This window comes from Streptomyces huiliensis, from assembly GCF_020037025.1.
Classification (GTDB): Bacteria; Actinomycetota; Actinomycetes; order Streptomycetales; family Streptomycetaceae; genus Streptomyces; species Streptomyces huiliensis.
In genome coordinates this window covers 11,700-37,259 of sequence record NZ_JAIQLH010000145.1, presented here as the reverse complement: position 1 = coordinate 37,259, position 25,560 = coordinate 11,700, and the positions used below count along the sequence as shown (strand labels likewise).

Annotated in this window: 14 protein-coding genes; 3 read left to right on the top strand and 11 right to left on the bottom strand. The window is 74.6% G+C overall.

Annotated elements, in window-relative coordinates:
• The coding region (locus JNW98_RS23085; RefSeq protein ID WP_223770188.1) for an AfsR/SARP family transcriptional regulator at positions 1-396 on the bottom strand (396 nt) is incomplete at its 3' end.
• Between the two features lie 478 nt (positions 397-874).
• Between JNW98_RS23085 and JNW98_RS23080 the strand changes: the two genes are divergently transcribed.
• Complete coding sequence (locus JNW98_RS23080) at positions 875-1,816, top strand: cation diffusion facilitator family transporter (protein ID WP_372459306.1); 942 nt, start codon at positions 875-877, stop codon at positions 1,814-1,816.
• A gap of 90 nt (positions 1,817-1,906) precedes the next feature.
• Here the strand turns inward: JNW98_RS23080 and JNW98_RS23075 are convergent, their stop codons facing one another.
• From JNW98_RS23075 to JNW98_RS23035, 9 genes are all read right to left on the bottom strand, one after another.
• Positions 1,907-3,091, bottom strand: coding sequence for an acyltransferase family protein (locus tag JNW98_RS23075; RefSeq protein ID WP_223770186.1), 1,185 nt, complete (start codon positions 3,089-3,091; stop codon positions 1,907-1,909).
• 139 nt (positions 3,092-3,230) lie between these two features.
• Entirely contained in the window at positions 3,231-4,283 is a 1,053-nt protein-coding gene (locus tag JNW98_RS23070) for an NAD-dependent epimerase/dehydratase family protein (RefSeq protein ID WP_223770185.1), read from the bottom strand.
• Between the two features lie 34 nt (positions 4,284-4,317).
• Positions 4,318-5,892, bottom strand: coding sequence for an MFS transporter (locus JNW98_RS23065; RefSeq protein WP_223770184.1), 1,575 nt, complete (start codon positions 5,890-5,892; stop codon positions 4,318-4,320).
• Positions 5,893-6,117: 225 nt separating this feature from the next.
• Positions 6,118-7,602 carry an amino acid adenylation domain-containing protein gene (locus JNW98_RS23060; RefSeq protein ID WP_223770183.1) on the bottom strand — a complete coding sequence of 495 codons (1,485 nt, stop codon included), beginning with the start codon at positions 7,600-7,602 and terminating at the stop codon, positions 6,118-6,120.
• A gap of 5 nt (positions 7,603-7,607) precedes the next feature.
• Positions 7,608-13,340, bottom strand: a complete 5,733-nt coding sequence (locus JNW98_RS23055; RefSeq protein WP_223770182.1) for a non-ribosomal peptide synthetase — start codon at positions 13,338-13,340, stop codon at positions 7,608-7,610.
• Positions 13,337-16,360, bottom strand: a complete 3,024-nt coding sequence (locus JNW98_RS23050; RefSeq protein WP_223770181.1) for a thioester reductase domain-containing protein — start codon at positions 16,358-16,360, stop codon at positions 13,337-13,339. The genes JNW98_RS23055 and JNW98_RS23050 overlap by 4 nt, the downstream gene beginning before the upstream one ends.
• Before the next feature lie 36 nt (positions 16,361-16,396).
• Positions 16,397-19,474, bottom strand: coding sequence for a type I polyketide synthase (locus tag JNW98_RS23045; RefSeq protein ID WP_223770180.1), 3,078 nt, complete (start codon positions 19,472-19,474; stop codon positions 16,397-16,399).
• A 2-nt stretch (positions 19,475-19,476) separates the two neighbouring features.
• Entirely contained in the window at positions 19,477-19,701 is a 225-nt protein-coding gene (locus JNW98_RS23040) for an MbtH family protein (protein WP_223770179.1), read from the bottom strand.
• Positions 19,702-19,797: 96 nt separating this feature from the next.
• Positions 19,798-21,204: a hypothetical protein gene (locus JNW98_RS23035; protein ID WP_223770178.1), complete on the bottom strand. Its 1,407-nt coding sequence runs from the start codon at positions 21,202-21,204 to the stop codon at positions 19,798-19,800.
• Positions 21,205-21,522: 318 nt separating this feature from the next.
• Here JNW98_RS23035 and JNW98_RS23030 point away from each other — a divergent pair, with 318 nt between their 5' ends.
• On the top strand, positions 21,523-22,761 hold the full coding sequence (locus JNW98_RS23030; RefSeq protein WP_223770177.1) for a cytochrome P450: 1,239 nt from the start codon (positions 21,523-21,525) through the stop codon (positions 22,759-22,761).
• Here JNW98_RS23030 and JNW98_RS23025 read toward each other — a convergent pair.
• Positions 22,701-23,558 (bottom strand): YqcI/YcgG family protein, encoded by an 858-nt coding sequence (locus JNW98_RS23025; protein WP_223770176.1) that lies wholly within the window; start codon positions 23,556-23,558, stop codon positions 22,701-22,703. The two genes, JNW98_RS23030 and JNW98_RS23025, sit on opposite strands and share 61 nt — an antisense overlap.
• Before the next feature lie 292 nt (positions 23,559-23,850).
• On the opposite strand from JNW98_RS23025, the gene JNW98_RS23020 reads away from it, so the two are divergent.
• Positions 23,851-25,434, top strand: coding sequence for a class I SAM-dependent methyltransferase (locus tag JNW98_RS23020; RefSeq protein ID WP_223770175.1), 1,584 nt, complete (start codon positions 23,851-23,853; stop codon positions 25,432-25,434).
• Positions 25,435-25,560 lie beyond the last annotated feature (126 nt).

The window sequence follows — 25,560 nt, the reverse complement described above, 5'->3', positions numbered from 1 at the left end:
CAGGAGGTCCCGGAAGAGTTCGGTGTCGAGCGTCGCGCCGCCGGCGGTGAGCAGGTAACCGCCGCCCTGCTTCCGGATCTCCGGGGCGTCGCCGGCGAGGTCGCCGAGGATGCGGCGCAGCCGGTACACGTAGGTGCGTACGGTGGTGTCGGCCGAGCGGGGGGCGGTGTCGCCCCAGAGCGCGCGGACGGCGTGGTCGCACGGGACGGGCTGGTCCCGGCGTAAGAGGAGGATGGCGAGCAGGGCGCGCTGCTGGGGGGAGCCGAGGTCGATCTCGGCTTCTCCGGACCACGCGCGGACCGGGCCCAGCAGAGAGAATCGGGGCGCCGGGGCCGCGGTGGTGGCGGGCGCGTCCGGTGCTGTCCCACGTCCGGGGAAGGGGTTCTCGGGCGTCACGCGCACAGAGTCGACGGCTTCGCTTGCAGTTCGTTTGACGCCTCGCTTGCGTCGGTCCGAGTGCCGGGCCGAGTGCCGGGCCGAGTGCCGGACCCGTGATCTGTCCGGATCCCGCCGTCCCGGCGCCGTTTCCTGCTGTTCTCCGGGCCTCTCCGGCGTTTTCCGGCCACGAACGAGGCGGCCCGTGCCCGAATGACGGGGCGGGAAAACGGGAAATTACCGCACCGGAGCGCGCTTTTGATAACCGTCTCCATTGCAGCCTTTGAAATCGCGGAAACAATGCGCTTCACTTTCCCTGCCCAGCCCGGATCGAGGGGGTTTCATGCAGCAGGCGCACCGGCATGCCGGGGACACGAAGGCGGACGGGGAGGGACACCGCCACGATTCCCATGACGGCCACGACCACGGTCACGGCCACAGTCACGGCCATGGGCATCACCACGGCCACGGCCACGGTCACGGCGGGCACAGCCACGGAGTGGCCGCCGACGCGGACCGCCGATGGCTCAGCATCGCGCTCGGGCTGATCCTCGCCTATATGGCGGTGGAAGTCGTCGTCGCTTTCCTCGCGCATTCGCTGGCCCTGATTTCCGATGCCGCCCACATGCTGTCGGACGCGGGATCCATCGTGCTGGCCCTGGTCGCGATGCGGCTGGCGGCCCGTCCGGCCAAGGGCGGTTACACCTACGGGCTGAAGCGCGCGGAGATCCTCTCGGCCCAGGGCAACGGGCTGACGCTGCTGCTGCTCTCCGGCTGGCTGGCGTACGAGAGCGTCGAGCGGCTGATCGACCCGCCGGAGGTCGGCGGCGGGCTGGTGCTGGCGACGGCCGTGTCGGGCGTGGTGGTGAACATCGCCGCCGCGTGGTGCATGTCGAAGGCCAACCGCTCCTCCCTCAACGTGGAGGGCGCCTTCCAGCACATCATCACCGACCTGTACGGCTTCATCGCCACCGCGGTGGCCGGCGCGGTGGTCATGCTGACCGGCTTCACCCGCGCCGACTCGATCGCCACCCTGGTCGTCGTGGCCCTGATGCTGCGGTCCGGGATCTCCCTGGTCCGCGCCTCGGGGCGGATCTTCCTGGAGGCCGCGCCGCCCGGCATGGAGCCGGACGAGGTGGGCGCCCGGATGGCCCGTCAGGACGGCGTGGTGGAGGTCCACGACCTGCACATCTGGGAGATCACCTCGGGCGAGGTGGCGCTCTCGGCGCACGTCCTGGTCGAGCCCGGCGAGGACTGCCACGCGGTGCGGACGGCCGTCCAGGCGGACCTCCGCGTGGGGTACGGCATCACCCACGCGACGCTGGAGGTGTGCGAGGCCCCCGGTGAGCTGGTGGGCGTCGGCTCCGGCGAGGCGGGCGGCGGCCGGCACTGCGAGGACCCGCACGGGACGGTCCACCGGCGGACGCCGGAGGCCGGCTGAGCGCGCCCGGCGCGCCCCGACGTCCGGCGCCCCGACGTCCGGCGCGCCCCACGGACAGGAACCGCCCCCGCCCCCGTCGGGGGCGGTTCCTCACTTCCGGGATGTCCCGGAACCCTTCGAGGGCCGCCGCCCCGACCCGAGCAGCCGGGTCAGCGGCCGCTCCACCCCCGCGTACATCGCCCACGACACCGCCACCGAGGCGGCGAGGAGGACGGCGACGAGCAGCGCCCGGAAGCCGTCGCCGCCGGTGCGGTCCTCGTCCACCAGCCGGTAGCCGTAGGTGAGGACGAGCATGTGGACCATGTAGAAGGCGAAGGAGACGTTACCCAGCCACACCGCCGTCCGGCTCCGCAGCGGCGAACGGGACCCGCGGACGTCCGCGCCGGCGCCCGCGAGGACCAGCAGCGTCATCGGGACCACCAGGACGGCCGTGATCGCGTACAGGAACGGCACGTACATGGCGAGCGGGTAGCCCGCCGCGAGGGCGGGCAGGGCGTGCCGGAACCGGACGCGGGTGCCGCCCGCCTCGGCGAGGGCCCGGGCGAGCAGCATGCCGAGGACGAACTCCAGCAGGCGGGCGGGCGGGAAGGTGTAGACGGCCCAGTAGCGGTGGAGCGTCGTGGGCAGCCCGTAGAACGAGGGCTCGGCCGAGGTCACGGCGGTGACGAGGGCGGGCAGCAGGATCACGGCGAGGGCCGCGGCGCCGGCGCAGGTCCACAGCCGGGCGGCGGGGATGCGCCGGACGAGTGGGATGAGCAGTGGGAAGGCCAGGTAGAAGAAGGCCTCGCAGGACAGCGACCAGGAGACGCCGTTGACGCTGTCGTAGACGTCGAAGACCGGCCACCAGGACTGGACGAGGAAGAGGTTGGGGACGGCCTGCCGGGCGGTGGTCTGGCCGCCCGCCCAGTCGATGAGCAGCAGGGCGGCGAGCCAGGTGACGACGTGCGTCGGGTAGATCTTCGCCGCGCGGCGCCGCCAGAAGGCGCCCGCCCGGTCGCCGGGCCGCGCCGACCAGGCCAGGACGAAGCCGCTGAGCAGGAAGAAGAAGGCGACGCCCGAGCGGGCGACGATCAGCGCGAAGGTGGCCGCGGAGTTGCCCTCCCAGACGCCGTCGAACCAGAAGGTGAAGTAGGCGTGCGCGGCGAACACCGCGAAGGCGGCGACGAACCGCAGGCCGGTCAGCGAGGGGAGCCTCGCGGGGAGCGGTCCTGCCGGTGCGGGTGCCGCCGGGGCGGGGCCCGTCGGGGCGGGTAGGGGCTGGGCTGCCGAGGCCACGGCGTCTCCTGAGGGAGGAGGGGCGTCTGAGGGAGCGGGGGCGTCGAAATCGCGCCCGAACGTATCAACGCCGATGGCCGGATGTATGCCAACCGAGGATGGCATCGGCCCCTGCAACCGGGGTTGCAGGGGCCGTTGTTCACCACCCCATGGTGCGCAGCAGCGCCGCCTCCTCGACGGGTGTCAGCCCGGCCGGTGGCCGTCGCCCGGCGGCCCTGCCGAGCCGGTCGGCCAGCACCGCGCGGGCCGTGTCGGCGACCGGCCGGGTGCGCAGCCCGGCGTCGGCGGAGGGACCCGCGGCCCGGGAGAGCGCGCCGTACAGCTCGCCCGGCGGCCACAGCGGCAGCGAGTGCGGCCCGGTCCACGGCCGGACGCCGGCCTCGGCGAGGACGGGCTCGGGCACCGGGACGAGTTCGGGCTCCCGGCCCACGGCGTCCGCGACCTCGGCCAGCAGATTCGCCAGCGCGACCGAAGGGCCGACGGCGTCGAAGGTCCCGGCCGTCCGCTCCTCCGCCGCGTCGACGATCCACGCGGCCAGGTCGCGGACGTCCAGCAGCTGCGCGGGCAGCGGAAGCCCCGCTTCCCCGACTGCGGGCGGTACGGCGACGGTCCCGCCGCGGGCCATCCGCACCGGCCAGTAGCCGAACGGCCCGACGTCGTCCCCCGGTCCGGTGAGCAGTCCGGGCCGGACCACGAACGCCCGGTCGTCGGCCGCCTCCCGGACGGCGTCCTCGCAGGCCAGCTTGACGCCGCCGTACCTGGCCTGGGTCGGCTCGGGGTCACGGGCCGGGTCGTAGGCGGCGGTGTCGCCGGGCAGGGCGGGCCGCAGCCGGGCGGTGCGGGCGTCCTGCCCGGGGGTGTGGGTGTCGGCGTAGACGCTGATGGAGGAGACGAACGTCCAGTGCGCGGCGGTCACGGCGGCCAGCGCCTCCCGTACCCAGGGCAGGGCGAGGGTGGCGGTCTCGACGGCGGCGTCGAACGCCGTACCGCGCAGGGCGTCGAGGGCGCCGGGGGTGGCGCGGTCGGCCCGCAGCAGCCGGGCCCCGGCGGGCGGTTCGCCGCCGGTGCCGCGGGCGACGCAGGTGACGTCGTGCCCGCGGGCGACGGCCTCGCGGGCGACGGCGCCGGAGACGAAGCCGGTGCCGCCCAGGACCAGGAGGCGCAGCGGGGAGGTGCGGCCGGACGGGGTCATGCGGGCTCCTGGCGTGGGGGAACGGGCTGGGGGCTCAGGCCGGTTCGGGTTCGGCCTTGCCCGGGGTCTTCTCCGGTTCGGGGGCGCCGGTGAGCAGGTCCTTCTTGCGGACGAGGGTGAGGGCGACGGCCGCGGTGCCCACGCAGATGATCGCGGCCCAGGTCATCACGTTGGACGCGCCGTCGGAGACCGCCGTCTCCAGGGTGCGGCGGACCTGGCCGGTCACGGCGTCGGGGACGTGTTCCAGGGCGCGGGAGATGTCGCCCTGCGCGGCGGCGGAGACGATCTCGTCGTGGTCGGCGCCGGCGAGCACGGCCTCGCCGCCGGCCTTGTCGGAGATGCGGTCGCGGAAGAGGATGCCGAAGATCGCGGCACCGGCGCCGGCGCCGAACATGAAGAGGCTGTTGATGGCTCCGGAGGCCATGCCGGCGCGCTGCTTGGGCACCACGTTCACGGCGAGGGACATCGACGGGCTGCCGGCCAGTCCGCCGCCGACGCCCCACAGCAGCAGGCCGGGCAGGGCGGCCCAGATGGTGGTGTCGCGGTCGAAGGACCAGGCCATGGCGAGGCCGCCGACCGCGAGGATGCCGAAGCCCGCGGCGATGATGTGCGACGGCGAGTACTTGGCCTGGAGCTTGCCGGCCACCAGGCCCATGCCCAGCTGCGGGGCGAAGATGGCCATCATCAGCAGGCCGTTCTGCAGCGGGCTGAGCCCCCGGGCGCTCTGGAAGTACAGGATGTAGTACACCGAGCCGCCGACGGTGGCGAAGCGGGAGAAGAAGGCGATCAGGGTGGCCGCCACGAAGGTGGGCACCTTGAACAGCGACAGGTCGAGCGTGGGCGCCTTCACCCGCCGCTCCAGCACCAGGAACCCGGCGAGCAGCACCACGCCCACCCCGAGCTGGGCGAGGGTCGCGGCGCTCCCCCAGCCCTGCTCCTCGCCCTGGGTCAGGCCGAAGTTGACGACGCCGAGGGTGAGGACGAGCAGGCCCGCGCCGGTCCAGTCGATGCCGGACAGCGACGTGCGCGGCGGGTCGGCGGGCAGCCGGGTGCGACAGAGGAACAGGGCTATGGCCCCGATGGGCACGTTGATCAGGAACAGGTAGCGCCACTGGGTGAGGTCGACCAGCAGGCCGCCGATGACGGGCGCGACCGCGCCACAGGCGCCGAGGGTGGTGCCCCAGACGGCGATGGCCATGTTGCGGGCCTGGCCCTCGTAGACCTGGGCGATCAGCGGCATCGCGTTGGCCAGCACGAAGGCCGCGCCGATGCCCTGGACGCCGCGGGCCAGGTCGAGCGTCAGCGCGTTGGGGGCGAGGCCGCAGGCGAGGGACGAGAGGGTGAACAGGGCGATGCCGCTCATGAACATCGCCCGGCGGCCCAGCCGGTCGGACAGCGAGCCGGCCGCCTGTTGGAAGGCGCCGAACGTGACCGTGTAGCCGATGATGATCCACTGCAGCGCGGCCAGTGAACCGCCGAGGTCCGACTGGATCGAGGGCAGCGCCACGGAAACGATAGTGATATCGATGACCAATAGCGCCGAGGCGACGACGGTGATGATGAGCACGATGCGGGCCTGCCGGCCCACCGCGGTATCCGTGGCGCTCACTAAAGCCTCTCCGTTGGGTTGCTGCGGCGGTCGGCGGGGCCATGGGCGGTGCATTGACAATCGTTTCCGAATTCATTTCCGGCGAGCCGCCGCCTCATCGAGTAAGGGTAGCCTTACCGCGCATGGTGGCCGCGAGTTTAGCACTCGATTTCCGGTTATTCGGAGGGCGGACGTGAATTTCGGCCGCCGCCCGTTCCCTTGGAATTCGCCGCTTCCGACGGCCGGTCAGCCGGGGGGTGTGGGGAGGGCGTTGACGTCGATTTTCCCGGTGACGGTGAGCGGCAGGGAGGCCATCGGGACGAACGCGGACGGGATCATGTAGGAGGGCAGCCGGTCTCCCAGGTGCTTCCTGAGCACGGCGGGGTCCGGGTCTCCGTCGCACTCGACGTAGGCGACCAACCCGGCGGTGTCGGCGGCGGCGCCGCGGGCGACGACGGCGGCCCGGCGGACCTCCGGCCGCTCCAGCAGGACGCCCTCGATCTCCCCCGGCTCGATCCGCAGCCCCCGCACCTTTACCTGCTGGTCCGCCCGGCCCAGGTAGTCGAGTTCGCCCGAGGGCAGCCGCCGGGCCAGGTCGCCGGTCCGGTAGAGCCGGGCCCCGGGCGCCCCGGAGAACGGGTCCGGCACGAACCGTTCGGCCGTGAGCCCCGGCCGGCCCAGGTAGCCGCGGGCCAGCCCGGCGCCGCCGAGGAAGAGCTCCCCGGCCTCGCCGTCCGGGACCGGGCGCCCGGCCGCGTCCAGGACGTAGGCGGCCGTCCCCGTCACCGGCCGGCCGATCAGCGGCCTGGCGCAGCACCGGGGCACCCGGCTCCAGGTGGAGTACGTGGTGTCCTCGGTCGGGCCGTACAGGTTGTGCACGCGTTCCACGGTCCCGGTGTCGTGGAGCTTCTGCGCCAGGGTGGCCGGAAGTGCCTCCCCCGCCAGGTTGACCGTCAGCACCGAGGCGGGCAGCGGCCCGGAGGCCAGCAGGTCCAGGAGGAGGCTGGGGACGGTGTTGACGAGGGTGACGGGCCGCCGGGCGGCGGCCACCGGCAGGTGGAACACCGTCTCCGCCAGCACCACCGTCCCGCCGCACGCCAGCGGGGTGAACAGCTCGAAGACCGACAGGTCGAAGCAGAGCGAGGTGGAGGCCAGCGTATGGCGCAGCTCCCGGGGGGTGAACGCGGTCAGCGCCCAGTCCACGAAGGCGGCGGCGCTGCGGTGTTCGACGGCCACGCCCTTCGGGCGGCCCGTGGAGCCGGAGGTGTAGAGGACGTAGGCGAGGTTGGCGGCGTCGGGTCCGGAGGCGGGGGCCGGGTCCGCGGCGGCGATCCGGGACCAGTCGCGGTCCAGCGACACCACCGCGCCGGGGCCGCCCGCCAGCCGGCCGCGGTACGCGTCCTCGGTGACGACGAGCCGCGCGCCGCTGTCGCGGAGCATGAACTCCATGCGGTCGGCGGGGAACGCCGGGTCGAGCGGCACGTACGCCGCCCCGGCCTTGAGCACGCCGAGGACGGCGACCACGAGCCAGGGGGTGCGGCCCAGGCAGACGCCGACGGGCGTCTCGGGCCCGGCGCCGAGCCGCCGCAGGTGCGCGGCCAGCGCCTCGGCGGACTCGTCCAGCTCCCGGTAGGTGAGCCGCTCCCGGCCGGCCGTCACGGCTTCGACGTCGGGGGTCAGCGCGGCCTGACGGGCGACGAGTTCATGCAGCAGCAGCTTCTGATCGGCCATCACCTTCACGCGTCCGCACCGTCCTTCACCACGCCCCGGCGGGCAGACAGCTCGCGGGCGACCTCCTCCGGGGACATCCGGGAGACCCGCAGGTGGATCCCGGCGACCGCCTCCGAGCGGCCGGGTACCCCCTCCCCCGCCGTGATCGCCTCGGCGAGCCCGGCGACCGTCGGCGACAGGAACAGCGTCCGCAGCGAGATCCCGTCGGACGTGAAGACCTGCCGGAGCCGGGTGACGATGCGGGTGGCGAGCACCGAATCGCCGCCCAGGGCGAAGAAGTTCTCGTGCTCACCGACGGCCGGGTGGTCCAGCACCTCGGCCCAGACGCCGGCGCAGACCTCGGCCACCGCGGAGCGCGGCGCGTCCGGGGATCCTGCCGGTTCGGCGGCGGGTTCGGGCAGGGCGGCCCGGTCCACCTTGCCGTTGGCGTTGAGCGGCAGCGCGTCGAGGAGGACGAACGCGGACGGCACCAGGTGTCCTGGCAGGGTGCCGCGCAGGTGGGCGCGCAGCCGGTCCGGCAGCCCGTCCCGGTCGGCGCCGGTGGCCGGGACGACGTACCCGGTCAGGCCCCGGTGGCCGGGCCCGCCGGCCGTGCGGCGCCCGGTGACCACGGCGGCGGCCGCGTCCGGGTGGGTCAGGAGCGCCGCCTCCACCTCGCCGGGCTCGATCCGGTGGCCGCCCACCTGGATCTGGAAGTCGGCGCGGCCGACGAACTCGATCGTCCCGTCCGGCAGGAAGCGGCCCAAGTCGCCGGTGCGGTACAGCCGTTCGCCGGTCTCCGGGTGGGTGAGGAAGGCGGCGGCGGTGCGCTCGGGGTCGTCCCAGTAGCCGCGCGCGAGGCCGACGCCCGCGACGTACATCTCGCCCGTCGCCCAGACCGGCCGGTCGCGCAGCCGCTCGTCGAGGATGCGGTAGCGTGTGTTGGCGATCGGCGTGCCGTACGGGACGGTGCGCCGGCCCGGCTCCAGCCGGCGGACGCGGTGCCGGATGTTCCAGAGCGTGGTCTCGGTGGGGCCGCCGACGCTCACCACCTCCACGTTCGCCTCCTCGGTGAGCCGGCGGACGGCGGGTACGGACAGCCAGTCGCCGCCCAGGAAGGCCAGCCGCAGCGGTTCCAGGACGCCGAGGTCGGGGCCCAGGTGCTCCAGGAGCATCTCCATCATCGCGGGGACGGAGTTCCAGAGCGTGATCCGGTGGCCGGCCAGCAGCCGCGCCCAGTGCGCGGCCTCGCGGCGCTGCGCGGCCTCGGGCATCACCAGCGTCCCGCCGGCGCCGAGGACCCCGAACACGTCGAAGACGGACATGTCGTGGTGGAGCGCGGTGAGTGCGAGCACCCGGTCGCCGGGGCAGACGCCGAACTCCTCGACGGTCTCCCGCAGGGCGTTGACGACGCCGCGGTGCTCGGTCATCACCCCCTTCGGGCGGCCGGAGGAGCCGGAGGTGAACAGCACGTACGCCAGGTCGGACGGGGTCGCGGCGGGCGCGGGCGGTTCGGCGGTGTCCGGTACGTCCGCCGGGAGCGGCTCGTCGAGGAGGAGCGCCTCCCGTCCGGCCGCCTTGTCGGCCAGGCCCCCGCGGGTGAGGACGAGGCCGGCGCCGCAGCGGTCGAGCAGGGCGCGCGTCCGCTCGGCGGGGGCGTCCGGGTCGACGGGCAGGTAGGGCGCGCCCGCGTAGAGGACGGCGTAGGCCGCGACGATCTGGGCCCAGCCCTTGTCGAGGACGATGCCGACGGGCCGGCCGGGCGCCGCGCCCCTTGCCCGCAGCCAGTGGGCGACGCGGCTCGCCTCGCGGTGGAGTTCGGCGTAGGTGAGGGTGCGGTCGGCTGCGATCACAGCCGGGGTGTCGGGCCGCAGGGCCGCCTGCTCGCGGAAGGCGTCGTGGACGAGGCGGTCGGGCAGCTCGCGGGTGCCGCCGTCGCCGAGTCCCGCCAGGGAGAGCCGGGTGGCCGGCGGCAGCGGATCCGGCGCGGTCCAGGCGCCGGCGTCGTCGGCGTCGGCCAGCCGCTCCAGCAGCCCGCCGAAGCCGGCGAACACCTCATCGACCAGTGTGGGGTCGAACAGGGCCTCCTGGACGTCCCAGTTGACGACGAGGTCGCCGTCCTGTACCTCGGTCAGCAGGTCCATCCACACCTGCGGGGTCTGGGTGATGCCCCCGACCTGCCGGAGCAGCCCGCCCAGCAGCCCGGCGGTACCGCCGGCCAGCGGTACGGCACTGGTGAACACCATCGGCATCAGGGCACCGTCGAACCCGCCGCGCTGCCGCATGAGTTCGCGCAGCAGGTGCACGCCGCTGACGTAGGAGTGGCTGAGGTCGTTCCACAGCCGCTCCTGGGTCCTGCGGGCACGCGCGGCGAAGCCGTCGCCGCCGGAGGCGTCGACCTCGACGAGCGCGAAGGACGCGAACTCGCCGACGGTACCGTCCACTTCGGGGTGAACGGGGAGCCGGTTGAGGTTGGTGACGTTGAGGGTGAAGCGGGGCTCCTGGGCCCAGGGCGCCAGGGCCTCGGCGTACGCGGCGAGCAGCAGGCCGGCCGGCGTCAGGCCGGCCTCGCCGGCTCGGGCGACCAGCCGGTCCCAGCGTGCGGCGGGGATGCGCACCGAGCGGCGGACGAACCGGGGTTCGGTGACCGACTCCGGGCTACGGAGCATGGGCAGCCGCGGGGCCGGCGGCAGCGTCCGGAGCCGCTCCTCCCAGTAGGCGGCCGACCTCCGGTGCTGCTCGGTGCGGTCGAGGCCGGCGGTGGCCAGGACGTAGTCCCGGTAGGTCATGGGCGGCGGGGCGAGGTCCGCCTCCGGGTCGGCGTAGGCGTGCGACAGGTCGTCGAAGAGGATCCGGATGCTGGCGAAGTCGCAGCACAGGGCGTCCACGCTGAAGTGCACCCGGGACCGGCCGGCGGGCAGCTCGGCCACCACGACGTCGAACAGCGGCCAGGTGTCCACCGGCCGGACCTCGTGCGAGTAGCGCTCGCGGATCGCGGCCAGGCCGTCGCGTACGCCGTCCTCGTCGGCGGCGCGGAGGTCCGCCACCGGCATCTCGTACGGCGGTACGGATTCCAGGACGCGCTGTTCCATGGTGTCGGGCAGGACGACGGCCCGCAGCATGGGGTGGCGGTCGATCACCCGCCGCCAGGCCCGCTCGAACCGGTCCCGGTCGAGGCCCTCGCCCTCGAACTCAAGGTACATGTGGGCCGAGACGTTGCCGGAGGACAGGGCGCCGGTGCGGCCGACGCAGTACGCCTGCTGCTGGTCGGTGAGGCGGAACGGCTCGTGGGCGGCGGCCGGTTCGGGGCGGACGGCGGGCAGCCCGGTGTGCCCGGCGGCGCCGGCCCGCTCCCCCTCGACGGCCAGGGCGAGTTCGGCGACCGTGCGGTGGCGGAAGATGCTGTGCGGGTCGGCGTCGACGCCCAGCTGCTCGCGCAGCCGGTTCATCACCCGGATCCCCAGCAGCGAGTTGCCGCCCAGCTCGAAGAAGGTGTCGTGCACGCCGACCCGGTCGACGCCGAGGATCTCCGACCACAGCGCGGCGAGTCGGGCCTCCAGCGGGGTGCGCGGGGCGTCGGCCGCGGTGCCGGCCGGCTTCTCGCCGGGGGCGGGCAGCGCCGTGCGGTCCACCTTGCCGTGGGCCGTGAGCGGCAGCGTCTCCAGCACGGTCAGGTGGGCGGGGCACAGGTAGGCCGGCAGCCGTTCCGCGAGGTGCGCGCGGAGGGCGTCGGGCTCCGGGCGGACGGCGCCGGCGGGGGTGACGTACCCGGCGAGGGCCCGGTGGCCGGGCTCGCCGTCGAGCCGGGGCAGCGCGACGACGACGGCCGCGTCGACCGCCGGGTGGGCGCGCAACGCCGTCTCGATCTCGCCGAGCTCGATGCGGTGGCCGTCCACCTTGACCTGGAAGTCCTCCCGGCCCAGGAACTCGACGTTCCCGTCCGGCAGGAAGCGGCCCAGGTCGCCGGTGCGGTAGAGGCGTTCGCCGGTCTCCGGGTGGGTGAGGACGGCGGCGGCGGTGCGCTCGGGATCACGCCAGTAGCCGAGCGCCACGCCGGTGCCGCCGATGTACAGGTCTCCGGGGACGCCGACGGGCCGGGGGCGCAGCGCCGCGTCGAGGACGTGCACGGTCTGGTTGGTGAGCGGCTTGCCGTACGGGATGCTGGTCCAGGCCGGGTCGACGGTCTCCACGTCGTAGGTGGTGGAGAGGACGGACGCCTCGGTGTTGCCGCCGAGGCCGACGAAGCGGACGTCGGGGGCGATGTCCCGGGCGCGGCCGGGCAGGGAGAGCGGGATCCAGTCGCCGCCGAGGATGAGCAGCCGCAGCGAGTCGGCCCACGGCTCGTCGTCCTGCTCGACCTGTTCGCAGAACAGCTCGAAGAGGGCGGGCGCGCCCATCCAGGTGGTGACGCGTTCGCGGCGGACGAGGTCGAGCCAGTGCGCGGGGTTCCGCTCGGCGCCCGGGTCGGGCAGGACCAGGGCGGCACCGGCGCAGAGCGCGCCGAACAGGTCCCAGACGGACAGGTCGAAGCTCATGGCGGACAGGCCGATGAAGCGGTCCTCGCAGGTGACGCCGTAGCGGGCGTTGACGTCGAGGACGGTGTTGAGCGCGCCGCGGTGCGGGACCACGACGCCCTTGGGGCGACCGGTGGAGCCGGAGGTGAACAGGACGTACGCCGGGTCGGCGGGGGTCTGCGCGGGCTCCAGCGGCCCGTCGTCCACGCCCTCCCACTCCGCGTCGTCGTCGACGGCGAGGACGGTGACGCCGACGGGCCAGACGCAGCGGCCGGCCACCGACCGCTGGGTGAGGACGATCCGGGCCTCGGTCGTCTTCAGGACGTACTCCCGGCGTTCGGCCGGCAGGGCGGGGTCGATCGGCACCCAGGCGGCGCCGGACTCCAGGACGCCGAGGATGCCGACGGGCTGCTCCCAGCCCTTCTCCATGCAGACGGCGACCAAGTGGCCCGATCGGACGTCGAGTTCGCGGAGGCGGCGGCCGATGCGCCGGGTGCGGGACGTCAGTTCGGCGTACGTGAGTCGTCGGCCGCCCGCGACGACGGCCGTGCGTTCGGGGTGACGGGTGGCGGCGCGGCCCACGGCCTCGTGCAGCAGACCCTCGGGGACGGGCGCGGCCGTGGCGTTGACCTCGGCGCGGGCGCGTTCCTGGGCGGCGGGCAGCCGGACCGGGGAGCCGGGCGCCGTCCAGGCGTCCGCACCCTCCTCCAGCGCGGCGAGCAGCGCGGACCAGGAGTGGGCCATGTCCTCCGCCATGCCGGCGGGCAGGGCGCCGGGGGCGGTCTCCCAGACGGCGGTCACGCCGTCGGCGGCGGTCCTGATCCGCAGGGCGAGGACGGGCGGCACGGGGTCCGGGTGGGGCGCGGCCGGGCCGCCGAGCTCGTCGGCGAACTCCACGGCGGGGACGGGCGTGCCCGCGGCGTCCGGGGCGGCGGCGCGGCGCCGGGCCCGGTCGAGGAAGGTGCCCTCGGGGGCCGCGTCGACGGTGACCGTCCGGCCGCCGGCCGCGTCCCGCCACCGGAGGGCGAACGCGGGGTCCTTCGACCACAGGGCGAGGACCTCGGTGAACGCGGTGGCGAGGACGGCGGCGGGGGTGAGCCCCCGGTCGGCGGCGCGCTCGGTGATCGTCCGCCACCGCGCGCCGTCCAGGTGCAGCGGGGCCGCCTCCGGCGCGCCGGCCGCTCCCCCGGACAGGAGGGGCAGCCGCGGGCCCGCCACCGTGGCCTCGGCGTTCTGGGCGCTCATATGGCGATCTCCGTTCCGGGGGTGCGGGAGCCGGCGGGCGGCAGCGGGTCCGTGCGGGAGCCGGCGGGCGACGGCAGCGGGTCCGCGCCGGCGAGGTGGTCGAGGTAGCGGTCCAGCGGCGGTCCGTCCATGGGCGGGCAGGGGACGGCGCCGGCGAGCGCGCGGAGGGTGCCGGCGACGTCCAGGCGGAGGCTGCCGAAGCCGGGCATGCCCCGGGAGGCGCCGGCCAGGGCGGCCACCGAGGCGACGGACTCATCGCCGTCGACGCCCGGTTCCAGGACGTCGGCCGCCACCGCGCGCGACCACTCCTCCGGGTCGGTCTCCGTCAACGCGTGCCCGGCGGCGCGCAGCCGCTCGACGACGGCCGCGAACCGGGTGCGCACCGGGTGGGCGAGGTGATAGGTACCGCCCAACGCGTCCGCTTTCAGAGCCAGTTGCACGAGCGCTGCGGCGGCGTAGTCGACGGGGGCGAGGTCGAAGTCGGCGTCCGGCCCGTAGGCGGGTACGGCGCCGAGCCGGATACAGGCGCCGAGGAACCGGCCGAAGGCGGAGTCGGGGTCGCCGACGCCGGTCGTGGAGTCGCCGCCGAGCCGGCCGGGCCGGTAGACGGAGACGGGGACGCCGCGGGCGCGGGCCGCGTCGACGAGCTCCTCGGCGGCCCAACGGGTGCGGACGTAGCCTGACGGGAGGACGCGGTCGGCCGGCACCCGGCCGTCCGGGGCCAGCGGGCCGCCCGGCGCGGCGTCGCGGTCGAAGAGGACGCCCGGGGACGAGACGTAGTGCACGGCCTTGACCCGGTCGCGGGCGGCCAGCCGCAGTACCTCGGTGGTGCCGCCGACGTTGGCCGCTCGCAACTCCGCGTACGGCATCGCGAGATGGGCGTCGCAGCCGGCGTGGTGGATGACGTCGACCGTGGCGGCGAGCCGGGCGAAGGCGATGGGCGACAGGCCGAGCCGGGGTTCGCGGAGGCTGCCGGGGAGGGGCGTGATCCGCTCCCACGGGACGGTGACGCCGTACCGGGCCAGGGCTCGTTCCAGGGCGTCGGCGGCCTCGGCCGGGTCGTCGGCCTCGACGAGGCAGTGGACGCGGGCGGTGGTGCGGTCCAGCAGCCGGGCGAGGAGGTGGGCGCCGAGGAAGCTCGTGGCGCCGGTGAGCAGGACGTGCTCGGGGCCGGCCGTGCGGCGGGGGTCGTGCGGGGCGCTGTCCGCGCAGGTGATGTCGGGGTCGAGGATGGCGTCGGCGGTCAGGGCCGCGGCGTCCTGGGAGTCCTCCGCCGGCTCGGCGCCCGCGTTGCGGGCCCGGTCGAAGACGGCGGCCAGCGCCGAGACCGTCCGGGCCTCGAAGAAGACCTGCACCGGCAGGTCCACGCCCAGCCGTTCGCGCAGCCGGAGCAGGACCCGGACGGCGCGCAGGGAGTGCCCGCCGGCCTCGAAGAAGTCCTCGTCGGGGTCGATCTCGCGGAGGCCCAGGACCTCCCGCCAGACGGCGGCCACCTCGCGCTCGGTGGGGGTGAGGTCCGACGTCCCGCCGGACGCCGTCTCCGTCGCGGCCACGGGCTCCGGCTCGGGGACGGCGGCGGGGGCCGGGGCGGCGGGCAGCGGCAGCGCGGAGACCGGGCGGCCGGGGTCGGCGAGGACGGCGGCGAACAGGGCCTCCAGCTCGGCCGTGAACCGGTCCACCGACTCCGGGTCGAACAGGTCGGCGCTCGCCCGGACGCCGCCCTCGACGCGTCCGTCCGTCTCCCAGTAGTGCAGCACCAGGTCGAACTCCGAGGTGTCCAGGCCGAAGTCGAAGGCGCCCACCTCCAGGTCGCCCATCCGCGCCGTGCCGGCCACGTTCTCCTCCACCACGGCCGCCTGGAACAGCGGGTTGTCGCCGTGGTTGCGGCCCGGGCGGAGCTCGGCCGCCAGCACCTCGATGGGGGTGTCGCGGTGGGCGTACGCCTCCAGGCACATCCGCCGCACCCGGTCCAGGACGTCGGTGAACGAGGGGTCGCCGGACAGGTCGGCGCGCAGGGCGAGGGTGTTGGCGAAGAAGCCGACGAGGTGCTCGGTCTCGGGCAGGTCGCGGCCGTGCACGACGGAACCGGTGACGATGTCGGTGCCGCCGGTACGCCGGTGCATCAGGGTCTTGAAACCGGCCAGCAGGACCATGAACAGCGTCGCCTGGTGCTCGCGGGCGAGCGTGCGGAGCCCGTCGGAGACCTCGGCGGAGAGCCGGAACGCCCGGCTGACGGCCTGGAGGCTGGTGGCGCCGCGGCGCGGCCGGTCGGCGAGCCGGTCGAGGTTCGGCAGCGGCTCGCGGAGGACGTCCCGCCAGTGGGCGAGCCGCCGCTCCAGCTCCGGGCCGCGCAGCAGGCCGCGCTGCCACTCGGCGAAGTCGCCGTAGGTGACAGGCTGTTCGGCCAGCGCCGGGAACGGGCGGCCCGCGGCGGCGGCCTCGTAGCAGGCGTAGAGCTCACGGAAGAGGATGCCCATGGACATGCCGTCGCCGACGAGGTGGTGCATCGTCACCATCAGGACGTGCTCGTCCGGTCCCAGCGGCGTGAGGTCGAAACGGATCAGGGGCCCGCGGGTCAGGTCGAACGGCCGCTGGGACACCTGGCGCAGCCGCTCCGCCAGGTCCTCGCCGGGCGCGGGCGGCGCGCCCTCGGCGAGGGCGAGCGGCTGCCGGGCCGGGAAGAGCTGCCGCGGTTCGCCGTCGTGGACGTCGAAGACCGTACGCAGGGCCTCGTGCCGGTCCATCAGGTGCTCCAGGGAGCGGCGCAGGGCGTCCCGGTCGAGGGGCCCGCGCAGCCGGATGGCCTCGACCATGTTGTGGTACGGGTTGCCGGGGTGCAACTGGGCCAGGAACCAGAGGCGTTCCTGGGCGAACGACAGCACGGCGCAGTCCGGCCGGGCGCGGCGGGGGACGGTGGGGCCGGCCGTCCGGCCGCCGCCGGCCAGCCACTTCTCCAGCAGGCGCTGCTTGGTCGCGGACAGCTTCGCCGCGTCGTCGGCGAGGGGGCCGGGTGGGGCCATGTGAGCGTCAACCTCCGCTAGGTACCGCGTCGTCCGCTATTCCGACAGGAGCCGGGCGGCGTCGTCGTCCGACATGGCGGCGAGCTTCTCGTGCAGCCGCCGTTCGACGGTCGCGGCCGTGCCGGCCACCGTCTGGGTCTCCGCGAGCAGGTCGGTCACGGTGAGGGTGACCGGCAGGACGGCCTGTAGCCGGGCCACGACCTGGGCTGCCATCAGGGAGTGCCCGCCGAGGTCGAAGAAGTTGTCGTGCGCGCCGACCGGGGTGACGCCCATGACCTCCTGCCAGACACCGGCGACCGTCTCCTCCAGGGGCGTGCGGGGCGCGGTGTAGGGGGTGGGCAGGTCGGGGCGGGCGTACCCGGTGAGCACGGGCGCCTCCTCCGCCGCCGGCGCGGCCTCGGCCGACGGCTCCGGCGCGGGGGCGGCCGGTACGGCGGCCGGCGCCGCCGGGGGGTCGACGAAGTAGCGCTGCCGTTCGAAGGGGTACGTGGGCAGCGGCACCCGGCGGCGGGGGCCCGCGCCGGCGTCGGGCGCCGCGACGGGCACGCCGCGGGTCCACAGCCGGCCGAGGGCCTCCAGGACGGGCGCGGCGTCGGGGGCGTCGTGGTGCGTGCCGAGGGTGGGGATGACGGGGGCCTGTCCGGGGCGGGCGTCACGGGAGGCCAGGGTCCGCAGGGTGTTGCCGGCCCCCACCTCCAGCGGCAGGCCGCCCGGCTCCTCGCGCAGGGTCCGCAGGGCGTTGGCGAAGAGGACGGGTTCGCGCAGCTGGCGGCCCCAGTAGCCGGGGTCGGTGGCCTGCTCCGGGGTGATCCAGGTGCCGGTCACGCAGGAGAGGAACGGGACGGCGGGCGGGTTGAGCCGTACGCCGGCGACGGTGGCGGTGAACTCGGCGACGGCCGGGTCCATCGCCGGGGAGTGGAAGGCGTGCGAGGTGTGCAGGGTCCGGGCGTCGGTCCCGTCGGCGGTCAGCCGTCCCACGAACTCCTGTATGGCGTCCGCCGGGCCGGAGACGACGGTCTGGTCGGCCGCGTTGACGACGGCGACGGTCAACACCCGGTCCGGGGCGATGAGTTCGCGGACGCGGTCCGCGGGGAGCGGCACGGCGGCCATGGCGCCGGGGGCGCAGCGGTCGACGAGTTCGCCGCGGCGGGCCACGACGCGGAGGGCGTCGGGCAGGGTCAGCACGCCGGCCAGGCAGGCGGCGGTGAACTCGCCGATGCTGTGGCCCAGCATGGCCGCCGGGCGCACGCCCCACGTCTCCAGCAGCCGGGCGAGCGCGTACTGGGTGACGAAGAGGGCGGGCTGGGCGAGCCGGGTCCTGGTCAGGCGCTCGGCGGCGCCCTCCGGGTCGGCGGCGGGGAACAGCACGGCGCGGAGGTCCTCGCCGAGCAGTGGCGTGAGGGTCTCGGCGCACTCGTCGACGACGGCCCGGTAGGCGGGCTCGGTGGCGTACAGGCCGCGGCCCATGCCGACGCGCTGGCTGCCCTGCCCGGGGAAGAGGAATGCGAGGGCGGGGTCGGGCGCGGCCGGGTCGGCGTGGCCGACGGTGACGGGGGTGATGCCGGTGCCGTCGAGGGCCGCCGCCGCGTCGTTCCGGTCGCGGGCGACGACGGTCATGCGGTGCGGGAAGGCCCGGCGGCCGGCGCGCAGGGTGTGGGCGGCGTCCGCGAGGGCGGGGGCGTCGTCGGCGCGCAGCACCTCGGCCAGGGCCTCGGCGGAGCGCTGGAGGGCGGTGGGGGTCCGGGCGGAGAGCGTCAGGAGCTCGGGGCCGCCGGGGGCTCCGGCCGGTTCGGGTGCCGGGGGCGGCTCCTCCAGGACGACGTGGGCGTTGGTCCCGCCGACGCTGAAGGAGCTGACGCCGGCCCGCCGGGGTTCGCCGGTCCGGGGCCAGGGAGTGGCCCGGGGGCTGATACGGAAGGGGGTGGCGGGGAAGTCGATGTCGGGGTGCGGGGCGTCGCTGTGCAGGGCCGGCGGGATCTCCTCGTGGCGGAACGCGAGGAGCACCTTGATCAGCCCGAGGACGCCGGCGGCGGTGTCGGTGTGCCCGATGTTGGGCTTGAGGGTGCCGAGGGTGCAGTAGCCGCGCTTCTCGGTGCCGAACGCCTCGGTGAGGGCGGCGACTTCGATGCCGTCGCCGAGCGGGGTGCCGGTGCCGTGGGTCTCGACGTACGAGACGGTCTCGGGCTCGGCGCCGGCGACGGCCAGCGCCTCGGTGATCACGTCGGCCTGCCCGCGCACGCTGGGCGCGGTGAAGCCGGCCTTGAGGGCGCCGTCGTTGTTGACGGCCGTGCCCAGCAGGACGCCGTGTACCCGGTCACCGTCGGCGAGCGCGTCCTCCAGCCGCTTGAGGAGCACCACGCCGACGCCGTCGCCGGGCACGGTCCCGGCGGCTCCGGCGGCGAACGCCCGGCAGTGTCCGTCGGGCGAGTTGACGCCGCCGGGGGTGTGCACGTAGCCGGCGTGCTGGGGGAAGTAGACGGTGGCACCGCCGGCCAGGGCCATGTCGGACTCGCCGTCGAGCAGGCTCTGCGCGGCGAGGTGGACGGCGACGAGGGAGGAGGAGCAGCCGCTGAGCACGCTGACGCTCGGGCCGCGCAGGTCGAGCTTGTACGAAACGCGGGGTGCCGTGAAGTCCTTCTCGTTGCCCAGCAGTGCCTGGAAGTCCCCCACTTCGCGGAGGTAGCGGGGGTCGGCGGCGAGGTGGCGCTGCCAGTACGAGGTGGGTCCGCCGCCGCCGTAGACGCCGATGGCGCCGTCGAAGCGTGAGGGGTCCCAGCCGGCCGATTCCAGGGCCTCCCAGGAGCACTCCAGGAACAACCGCTGCTGTGGGTCGAGGAGTTCGGCCTCGCGGGGGGTGTAGCCGAAGAAGGCGGCGTCGAACTCCTCGACGCCGTCCACCACCGGCCGGCGGCGGACCAGCCGCGGGTCGTCGAGCAGGTCATCGGGGACGCCGGCGGCCCGCAGCCGCTCCGGGGTGAACTCGGTGTGCGCCTCGCGCCCTTCGCGGAGCAGCTCCCAGAAGGCGGCGGCGGAGTCGGCGCCGGGGTAGCGGCCGGCGAAGCCGATGACGGCGATCCGGTCGCGGTCCGGCCCTGAAGTGGGGTCCGGGGCCATCGTCACACCGTCCCGTCCGGCGCCGGGCCGTCCATGCGCCGGCGCAGCGACGCCGGGCGCATGTCGGTCCAGACCTCCTCGACGCGGCGCAGGCAGTCCTCGCGGGTGCCGGTGGTGCCCTCGTCGCGCCAGCCGGGCGCGTTGTCGCGGTCCGCCGGCCAGAGGGCGTACTGCTCCTCGTCGTTGACGACGACGCGGTAGCGGTCGCCGCCCTGTTTTTCAGTCACCGAGTCTTCAGTCACCGAGTCTTCTGTCACCGGAAGTGTCACCGGAAGTCCTTCGAGCAGTGGCCGGGCGGTGGGGGCGGGCGGTCTGAGGGCTCGTCAGACCTGGGCGAGCAGCCCCTCGGCGATGACGGGCTGGTGGTAGGTGCAGGTGCCGGAGAGGACCATCGAGCCGTGCAGGCGCTCGGCCGGGATGAGCAGCTTGTCGCCCTCGTTCATGGGGATCTGCTGGTTGACGTTGTTCCAGAAGTGCATCTGGCCGACCTCGACGACGACGAGCCTGTGGTCGTCGTGGACGTGGGTGGTGGAGGTCTCCTCGTGGGACTCGACGAAGGTCTCCAGGTCGACCTCGATGTTCCGCTCGCGGATGAGGGCGTCGAGCTTCTCGGCCTTGACCCGGTACTCGTCGAGGCGGTCGGCCCAGTCGAGTTGGACGGCCAGGTCCTCGTCGTGGACGGCGGCGAGCCGGCGGGCGTCCTCGAAGCCGCGGCGGAAGGCGGTGACGGCCTCCTCGCCGTACCGGTCCGCGAGCGGGCCCACCAGGGCGGTGACGAGCGTGCCCACCTCGTCGGCGGACGGGCGGGGAGCGTCGGCGAAGTACGCGGGGTGCTCGATGCCGAGGCCCTCGCGGACCAGGCCGGCGCGGGCGGGGGCGGTCGCCGCCTCGTCCAGGCGGTGGTGGGTCCAGGCGCCCAGGAACTCGCCGAACCGCTCGTGGTCGTACGCGACCCGGTGCAGGTGGTTGGCGGTGCCGAGCGCCGAGGAGAGGAGGAACTGCCAGTAGGCGTACGGCTCGGCGCTCAGGTCGGCCGCCGCCAGCAGCTGCCGGTAGAGGGGGGCGCGGCCGGCGCGGTCGCGGTAGTCGTCGAGGAGCAGCCCGCGCAGCGCGGGGTGGGCGGCGTCGTAGTCGCCGAGCAGGTTGCGGCCGACGGCGCCGAGCGCCGCGGGGTGCGTGGCCGTCAGCTGGACGAGGGAGAACAGGGCCGCCTCGCGCGGGTGTCGGCAGCCCGCCGCGACCTCCAGCGCCCGGCCGGGCCGGGCGAGCCGCTCCTCCAGGGTGCCCTGGACGTACCGGACGAGGGCGTCGACGCCGGTGCCGGCGGGCTCGGGGCGGTCCTCGTCCAGCCAGGAGAAGAGGTGGTCCTCCAGGACCACGGCCGCCTTCCGGCCGAGGATCCGGTTCTCCGCGCTCCGGAAGGCGGTGGCGTCCTTCTGGCTGGGGTGGTCGTCGCCGCCGGCGGGCAGGAAGAGGAGGTCGGCGTCGTAGACGGTACGGAGCATGCGGTGGCCGAGCAGGCCGCGCAGGCGCAGCGCCTCGGCGGCGGGCAGCGGCTCGCCGTAGTCGAGGAATCCGAGGTCGTGCGGCCGGACCGGGCGGCGGAAGGGATTGTCGTGGTTGACCATTTCTTCCGACGTCGCGCTGCGGAAGGGAGCGTTCGCCGCGTATTGGCGGACAATTCCATTCGGGTCGTCCGGGGTGCTCCTGATGCGCGAGACGGGGCTCATGCGTTTTCCCTTTCGTGGTCCATCTACCGGGGGCAGGGAGGCTTCGGCACCGGTGGGCGGCGCACTCCTCGCGAACACTCCTCGCGAAACACTCCGCGCGACGCTTCTCGCGTCACTCCTCGCGCGCGGCCTCAAGCGCCGGAAATTCAACCAGCATTGCGGACGGACGTCGTCCAACCAGGGTTGTAACCCCCTTGCTCCACCCGGAGTTGACGTCCCTCGGTGGTGTGCCGGGGAGCGGCGGACGGTTATGGTGGCTGCGCCGGCCGGGAACCTGAACCGGGCGCGCGGGAATCGAAGTGGAAAGGTGTGGAACGCATGACCGAAACCGTGACCGGCCCACCCCCCGGTACGGCGGACGGCGGCCGGGCGCTGCGCGGCTGGCTGGCCGCGAACCGCCGGGAGAATCCGGTGCTGCGCGACGAGGCGACCGGCACCTACCAGGTTTTCGGATTCGCCGAGACGCAGCGGATGCTGAAGGACGCGGAAACCTTTTCCTCGGATTTCGGCCGGCTGGTTCCGGCCGCTCCGGTCACCGTGCGCACCCCGGAGGGCGAGCGCACGGTGCCCAACCTCCTCAAGGGCCACCTGAGCGTCACCGACCCGCCGCGCCACGGCAAGCTGCGCAAGCTGGTCTCCCAGGCGCTGACGCCGCGCGCGGTGCTGGCCCTGGAGGGCAAGATCGAGGAGATCACGGCGCGGCTGCTGGACGCGATGGCGGGCCGCGACGAGGTCGAGATGGTGGAGGCGTTCTTCAACCCGCTGCCGGTGACCGTGATCGCGGAGCTGCTGGGCGTGCCGGCCGCGGACCACGCCATGTTCCGGGGCTGGGCCGACGCGCTGGTCTCGGCGCACCACGACACCGGCGCGGTGGACTCGGCGCGCCTCCAGGTGCCGGACGCGATGAACCACCTGCTGCTGGAGATGGAGTCGTACGTCCTCGGCCACGCGGCGCACCGGCGGCGGCACCCGTCGGACGACGTGCTCAGCCGGCTGGTGGCCGCGGAGGTGGAGGGTGAACGGCTGAGCGAGAGCGAGGTGTTCACCATCACGCTGATGCTGCTGCTGGCCGGGCACATCAGCACCACCCTGCTCCTGGGCAACAGCCTGCTCTGCCTGAACGACAACCCGGAGGCCCTGGCCGCACTGCGGGCGGATCCGAAGAAGGTGCCCGCGGCGCTGGAGGAGGTACTCCGCTTCAGCCCGCCGGCCCCGCTGGCGTACCGGCTGACCACCCGGGAGACCATCCTGGGCGGGGTGGACATCCCGGCGGACACGATGGTCGCCTCCTGGGTGCTGTCCGCCAACCACGACGAGCGGCAGTTCGCGGACCCGGAGACCTTCGACGTCACGCGCAGCCCCAACCCCCACCTGTCCTTCGGGCACGGCATCCACTTCTGCATCGGGGCGCCGCTGGGCCGGATGGAGGCCAGGATCGCGCTGTCCCGGCTGCTGGAGCGCTGCCCGGAGCCCCGGTTCGCCGAGCCCCCGGTGTTCTACGAGTCGCCGACCATCTTCGGCGTCAAGCGGCTGGTGCTGTCCCGGCCGGTGGCCTGACCCGCGGGGACCTCGGGCCCGCCGCCGTGCCGGAACGGGCAGCGGGCCGCGGTCCCGGGCTCCTGCTCGGCCCCCGGCTCGTCGGCGAGGAAGTACTGCCGCCACTCGCGGTTGTCCGGGTCGCCGTAGGAGCCCAGTTCGGGCGCGGCCTCGACGGCGTCGTAGCGGCTCAGCCGCTTGCGGATGGTCCGCCGCGCCGCCGCGCCGGGCGGGGTGTCGGCGCCCAGCTCCTCGAAGACCCAGCGCGGCTGGAAGGTGATGAAGAAGGCGGGGCTGTGCCGGCTGCGGCGCAGCACGTGCGCGGGGGTGTTGCAGACCACGAAGATGGACGTGCCGCCGAAGCCGAACTCCCACCACGGGTCCTCGGTGTCCTGCGGCACCTCCGCCGGCCAGGGCTCGCGGTCGTGGTCGTGCAGGTGTTGGAGGACCGCCCAGAACCGCTCGCGGTACCGCTCCAGGGTCCGGGTCACCCCGTCCGGCCGGAAGAAGACGATCAGCGAGGTCTCCCGGCCGAGTTCGCGGTACTGCCCGAGGTACTCGGTGAGGAGGTCGCCCAGCGGCGCCCAGCTCTCCTCGTCGTCCAGCGATTCGACGAAACCGTAGCGCAGGGTGTCCCGCTTCGTTCCGGCCACGGCGAAGGTGCAGGGAAAGGGCGACGTTTCCGACAGCAGCGTCCGCTGCAATTCCTCTATGAGTGCGGGACCCCATGCCGGGGTTTCACCAATGACGTTGTCCGACAATTCAGTCTCACCCCGACGGTAATGGTTCCGCGGCAGGCTGCCCCTCACCCAGGGCATCGGTCGGCGAGGACGCTACCAGCGCCGTCGGGGACCGGTCGTCCAACCTGGGTACGCATTGGGCCGTGCAACCAGGAGTGGAAAAGCGGGTGTTGACCGGACGCCCGGTTCGCCGCGGAACACCGCCGGGATGCCTTCCGGGCGGGAAATCCGCCGGTTAGCATGTGCGCCAATCCTGTCGACCGGCCTTTTACCGGTCCGTTGACCGGCCGGTCCGGCCGGTAACACACCGCCACCTGTTATTCGCCGGGGCACCCGCAGCGGGCCCGCCCGGCCGGAAAAGGAGACGCACATGTCCGCTCCCGTCCCGGGGACGCCGACCGTACGGAACGGCCGGGAGGCCGTCACCGAGGAGAGCCTGCGCGCGCTGGAGCGGGCCCTGGACGCCCACCCCGGCGTCGAACGCTCGGCGGTCCTCGTCGACGAGCACGCGGACGGGACCCGGACCCGGACCGCGTACGTGATGCCGCGCCGCAACGAGGCCGTGGCGGCCGGCGGCGCGGAGCTCGGCCGGCAGTACGTGGCCGAGTGGCAGGGCGTCTACGACCACGTGTACGCCCAGCCGGCACCGGACGACCCGACGTTCGACATCCGCGGCTGGCTGAGCAGTTACACCGGCGCCGAGCTGTCCGAGGACGACATGCGCGACTGGGTGGACGGCACGGTGCGCAGGATCCGGGGGCTGGGCGCCCGCCGGCTGCTCGAAGTGGGCTGTGGGACGGGCCTGTTGCTGCACCGGCTGGTCGAGGGGACCGGCCGCTATCTGGCGAGCGACATCTCGGCGGGCGCGGTCGAGCGCATCCGGGCCTCGTTCGGCGGCCGGCCGCCGGCGGGCCTGGAGCTGTTCCAGGCGCCCGCGGACGACCTTTCGGCGGTGGCGCCGGGCTCCGTCAACGGCTTCGTGGTCAACTCGGTGTCACAGTACTTCCCGGACGAGGAGTACCTGGACCGCGTGGTGCGCGGGGCGGTGGACGCCGTCGCCGAGGGCGGGTTCCTGTTCGTCGGCGACATCCGCTCGCCCGCCGTCAACCGGGCGTTCTCCGCCGGCCTGGAGCTCGCCCGCGCCCCGGAGCGGGCACCGGCCGAGAAGGTGCAGGTGCTGGTCGAGCGGCGCTGCTGCACCGGGACGGAACTCCTCATCGATCCCTCGTACTTCACCGGACTGCTCGGCCGGCTGCCGCGGGTCGCGCACGTCGCGGTGGTGCCCCGGCGCGGCCGGCGGGCCACCGAGATGAACCGGTACCGGTACGACGCGGTGATCCGGCTGGACGCGGTCCCGGGCGGCGAGCCGGTGGCGCCCGCCTGGGAGCCGTGGTCCGCCGTGGGGGGCGTGCCGGAGCTGCGGCGCCGGCTGGCGGCGGAGCGGCCGGCGGCGCTGGGCCTGCTGGGCGTCCCCAACGCCCGGATCCTCGCCGACCGGCTGGCCGCCGAGCTGCTGTCCCGCCCCGGCCGTCCGGCGACCGCCGGGGAGGCGGTCCGGGCGGCGGCCGGGGCGGCACGCGGCGCGGTCGAGCCGGAGGACCTGTGGGAGCTGGGCGAGGGCGACGGTGCGCTGCCGTACACCGTCCGGCTGAGCTGGGCCCGTTCGCTGCCGGACGGCGCGTTCGACGTCGCGTTCGTGCGGACGCCGGACGGCGGCGGCCCGGCTCCCGAGGTCCGCTTCCCGGCCGAACCCGCTCCCCCGCGCCGGCCCGTGAGCCGGCCGTGGTACGGCAGGGTCGAGAACCTGCACCCGGCCAAGCTCCGCGCCCATGTGCGCGAGCGGCTGGCCGACCCGGCGGCCGGGCCGGGCCGGTTCGTCCTGCTGGAGGACTTCCCGCTCACTCCCGGCGGCGCGCCGGACCACGCGGCGCTGCGCTCGCTGCACTGGGCCTGATCCGGCCGCTCCGGGGCCGCGGACCGGCGGCCCCGGGCGCCGCGCAACCCGACGGCGCATCAGCTGACTTGAGCGTCCTTGCGGGCATCCGGGCAGCCGGACGCTGTTTGCGGACATCTGTCCCGG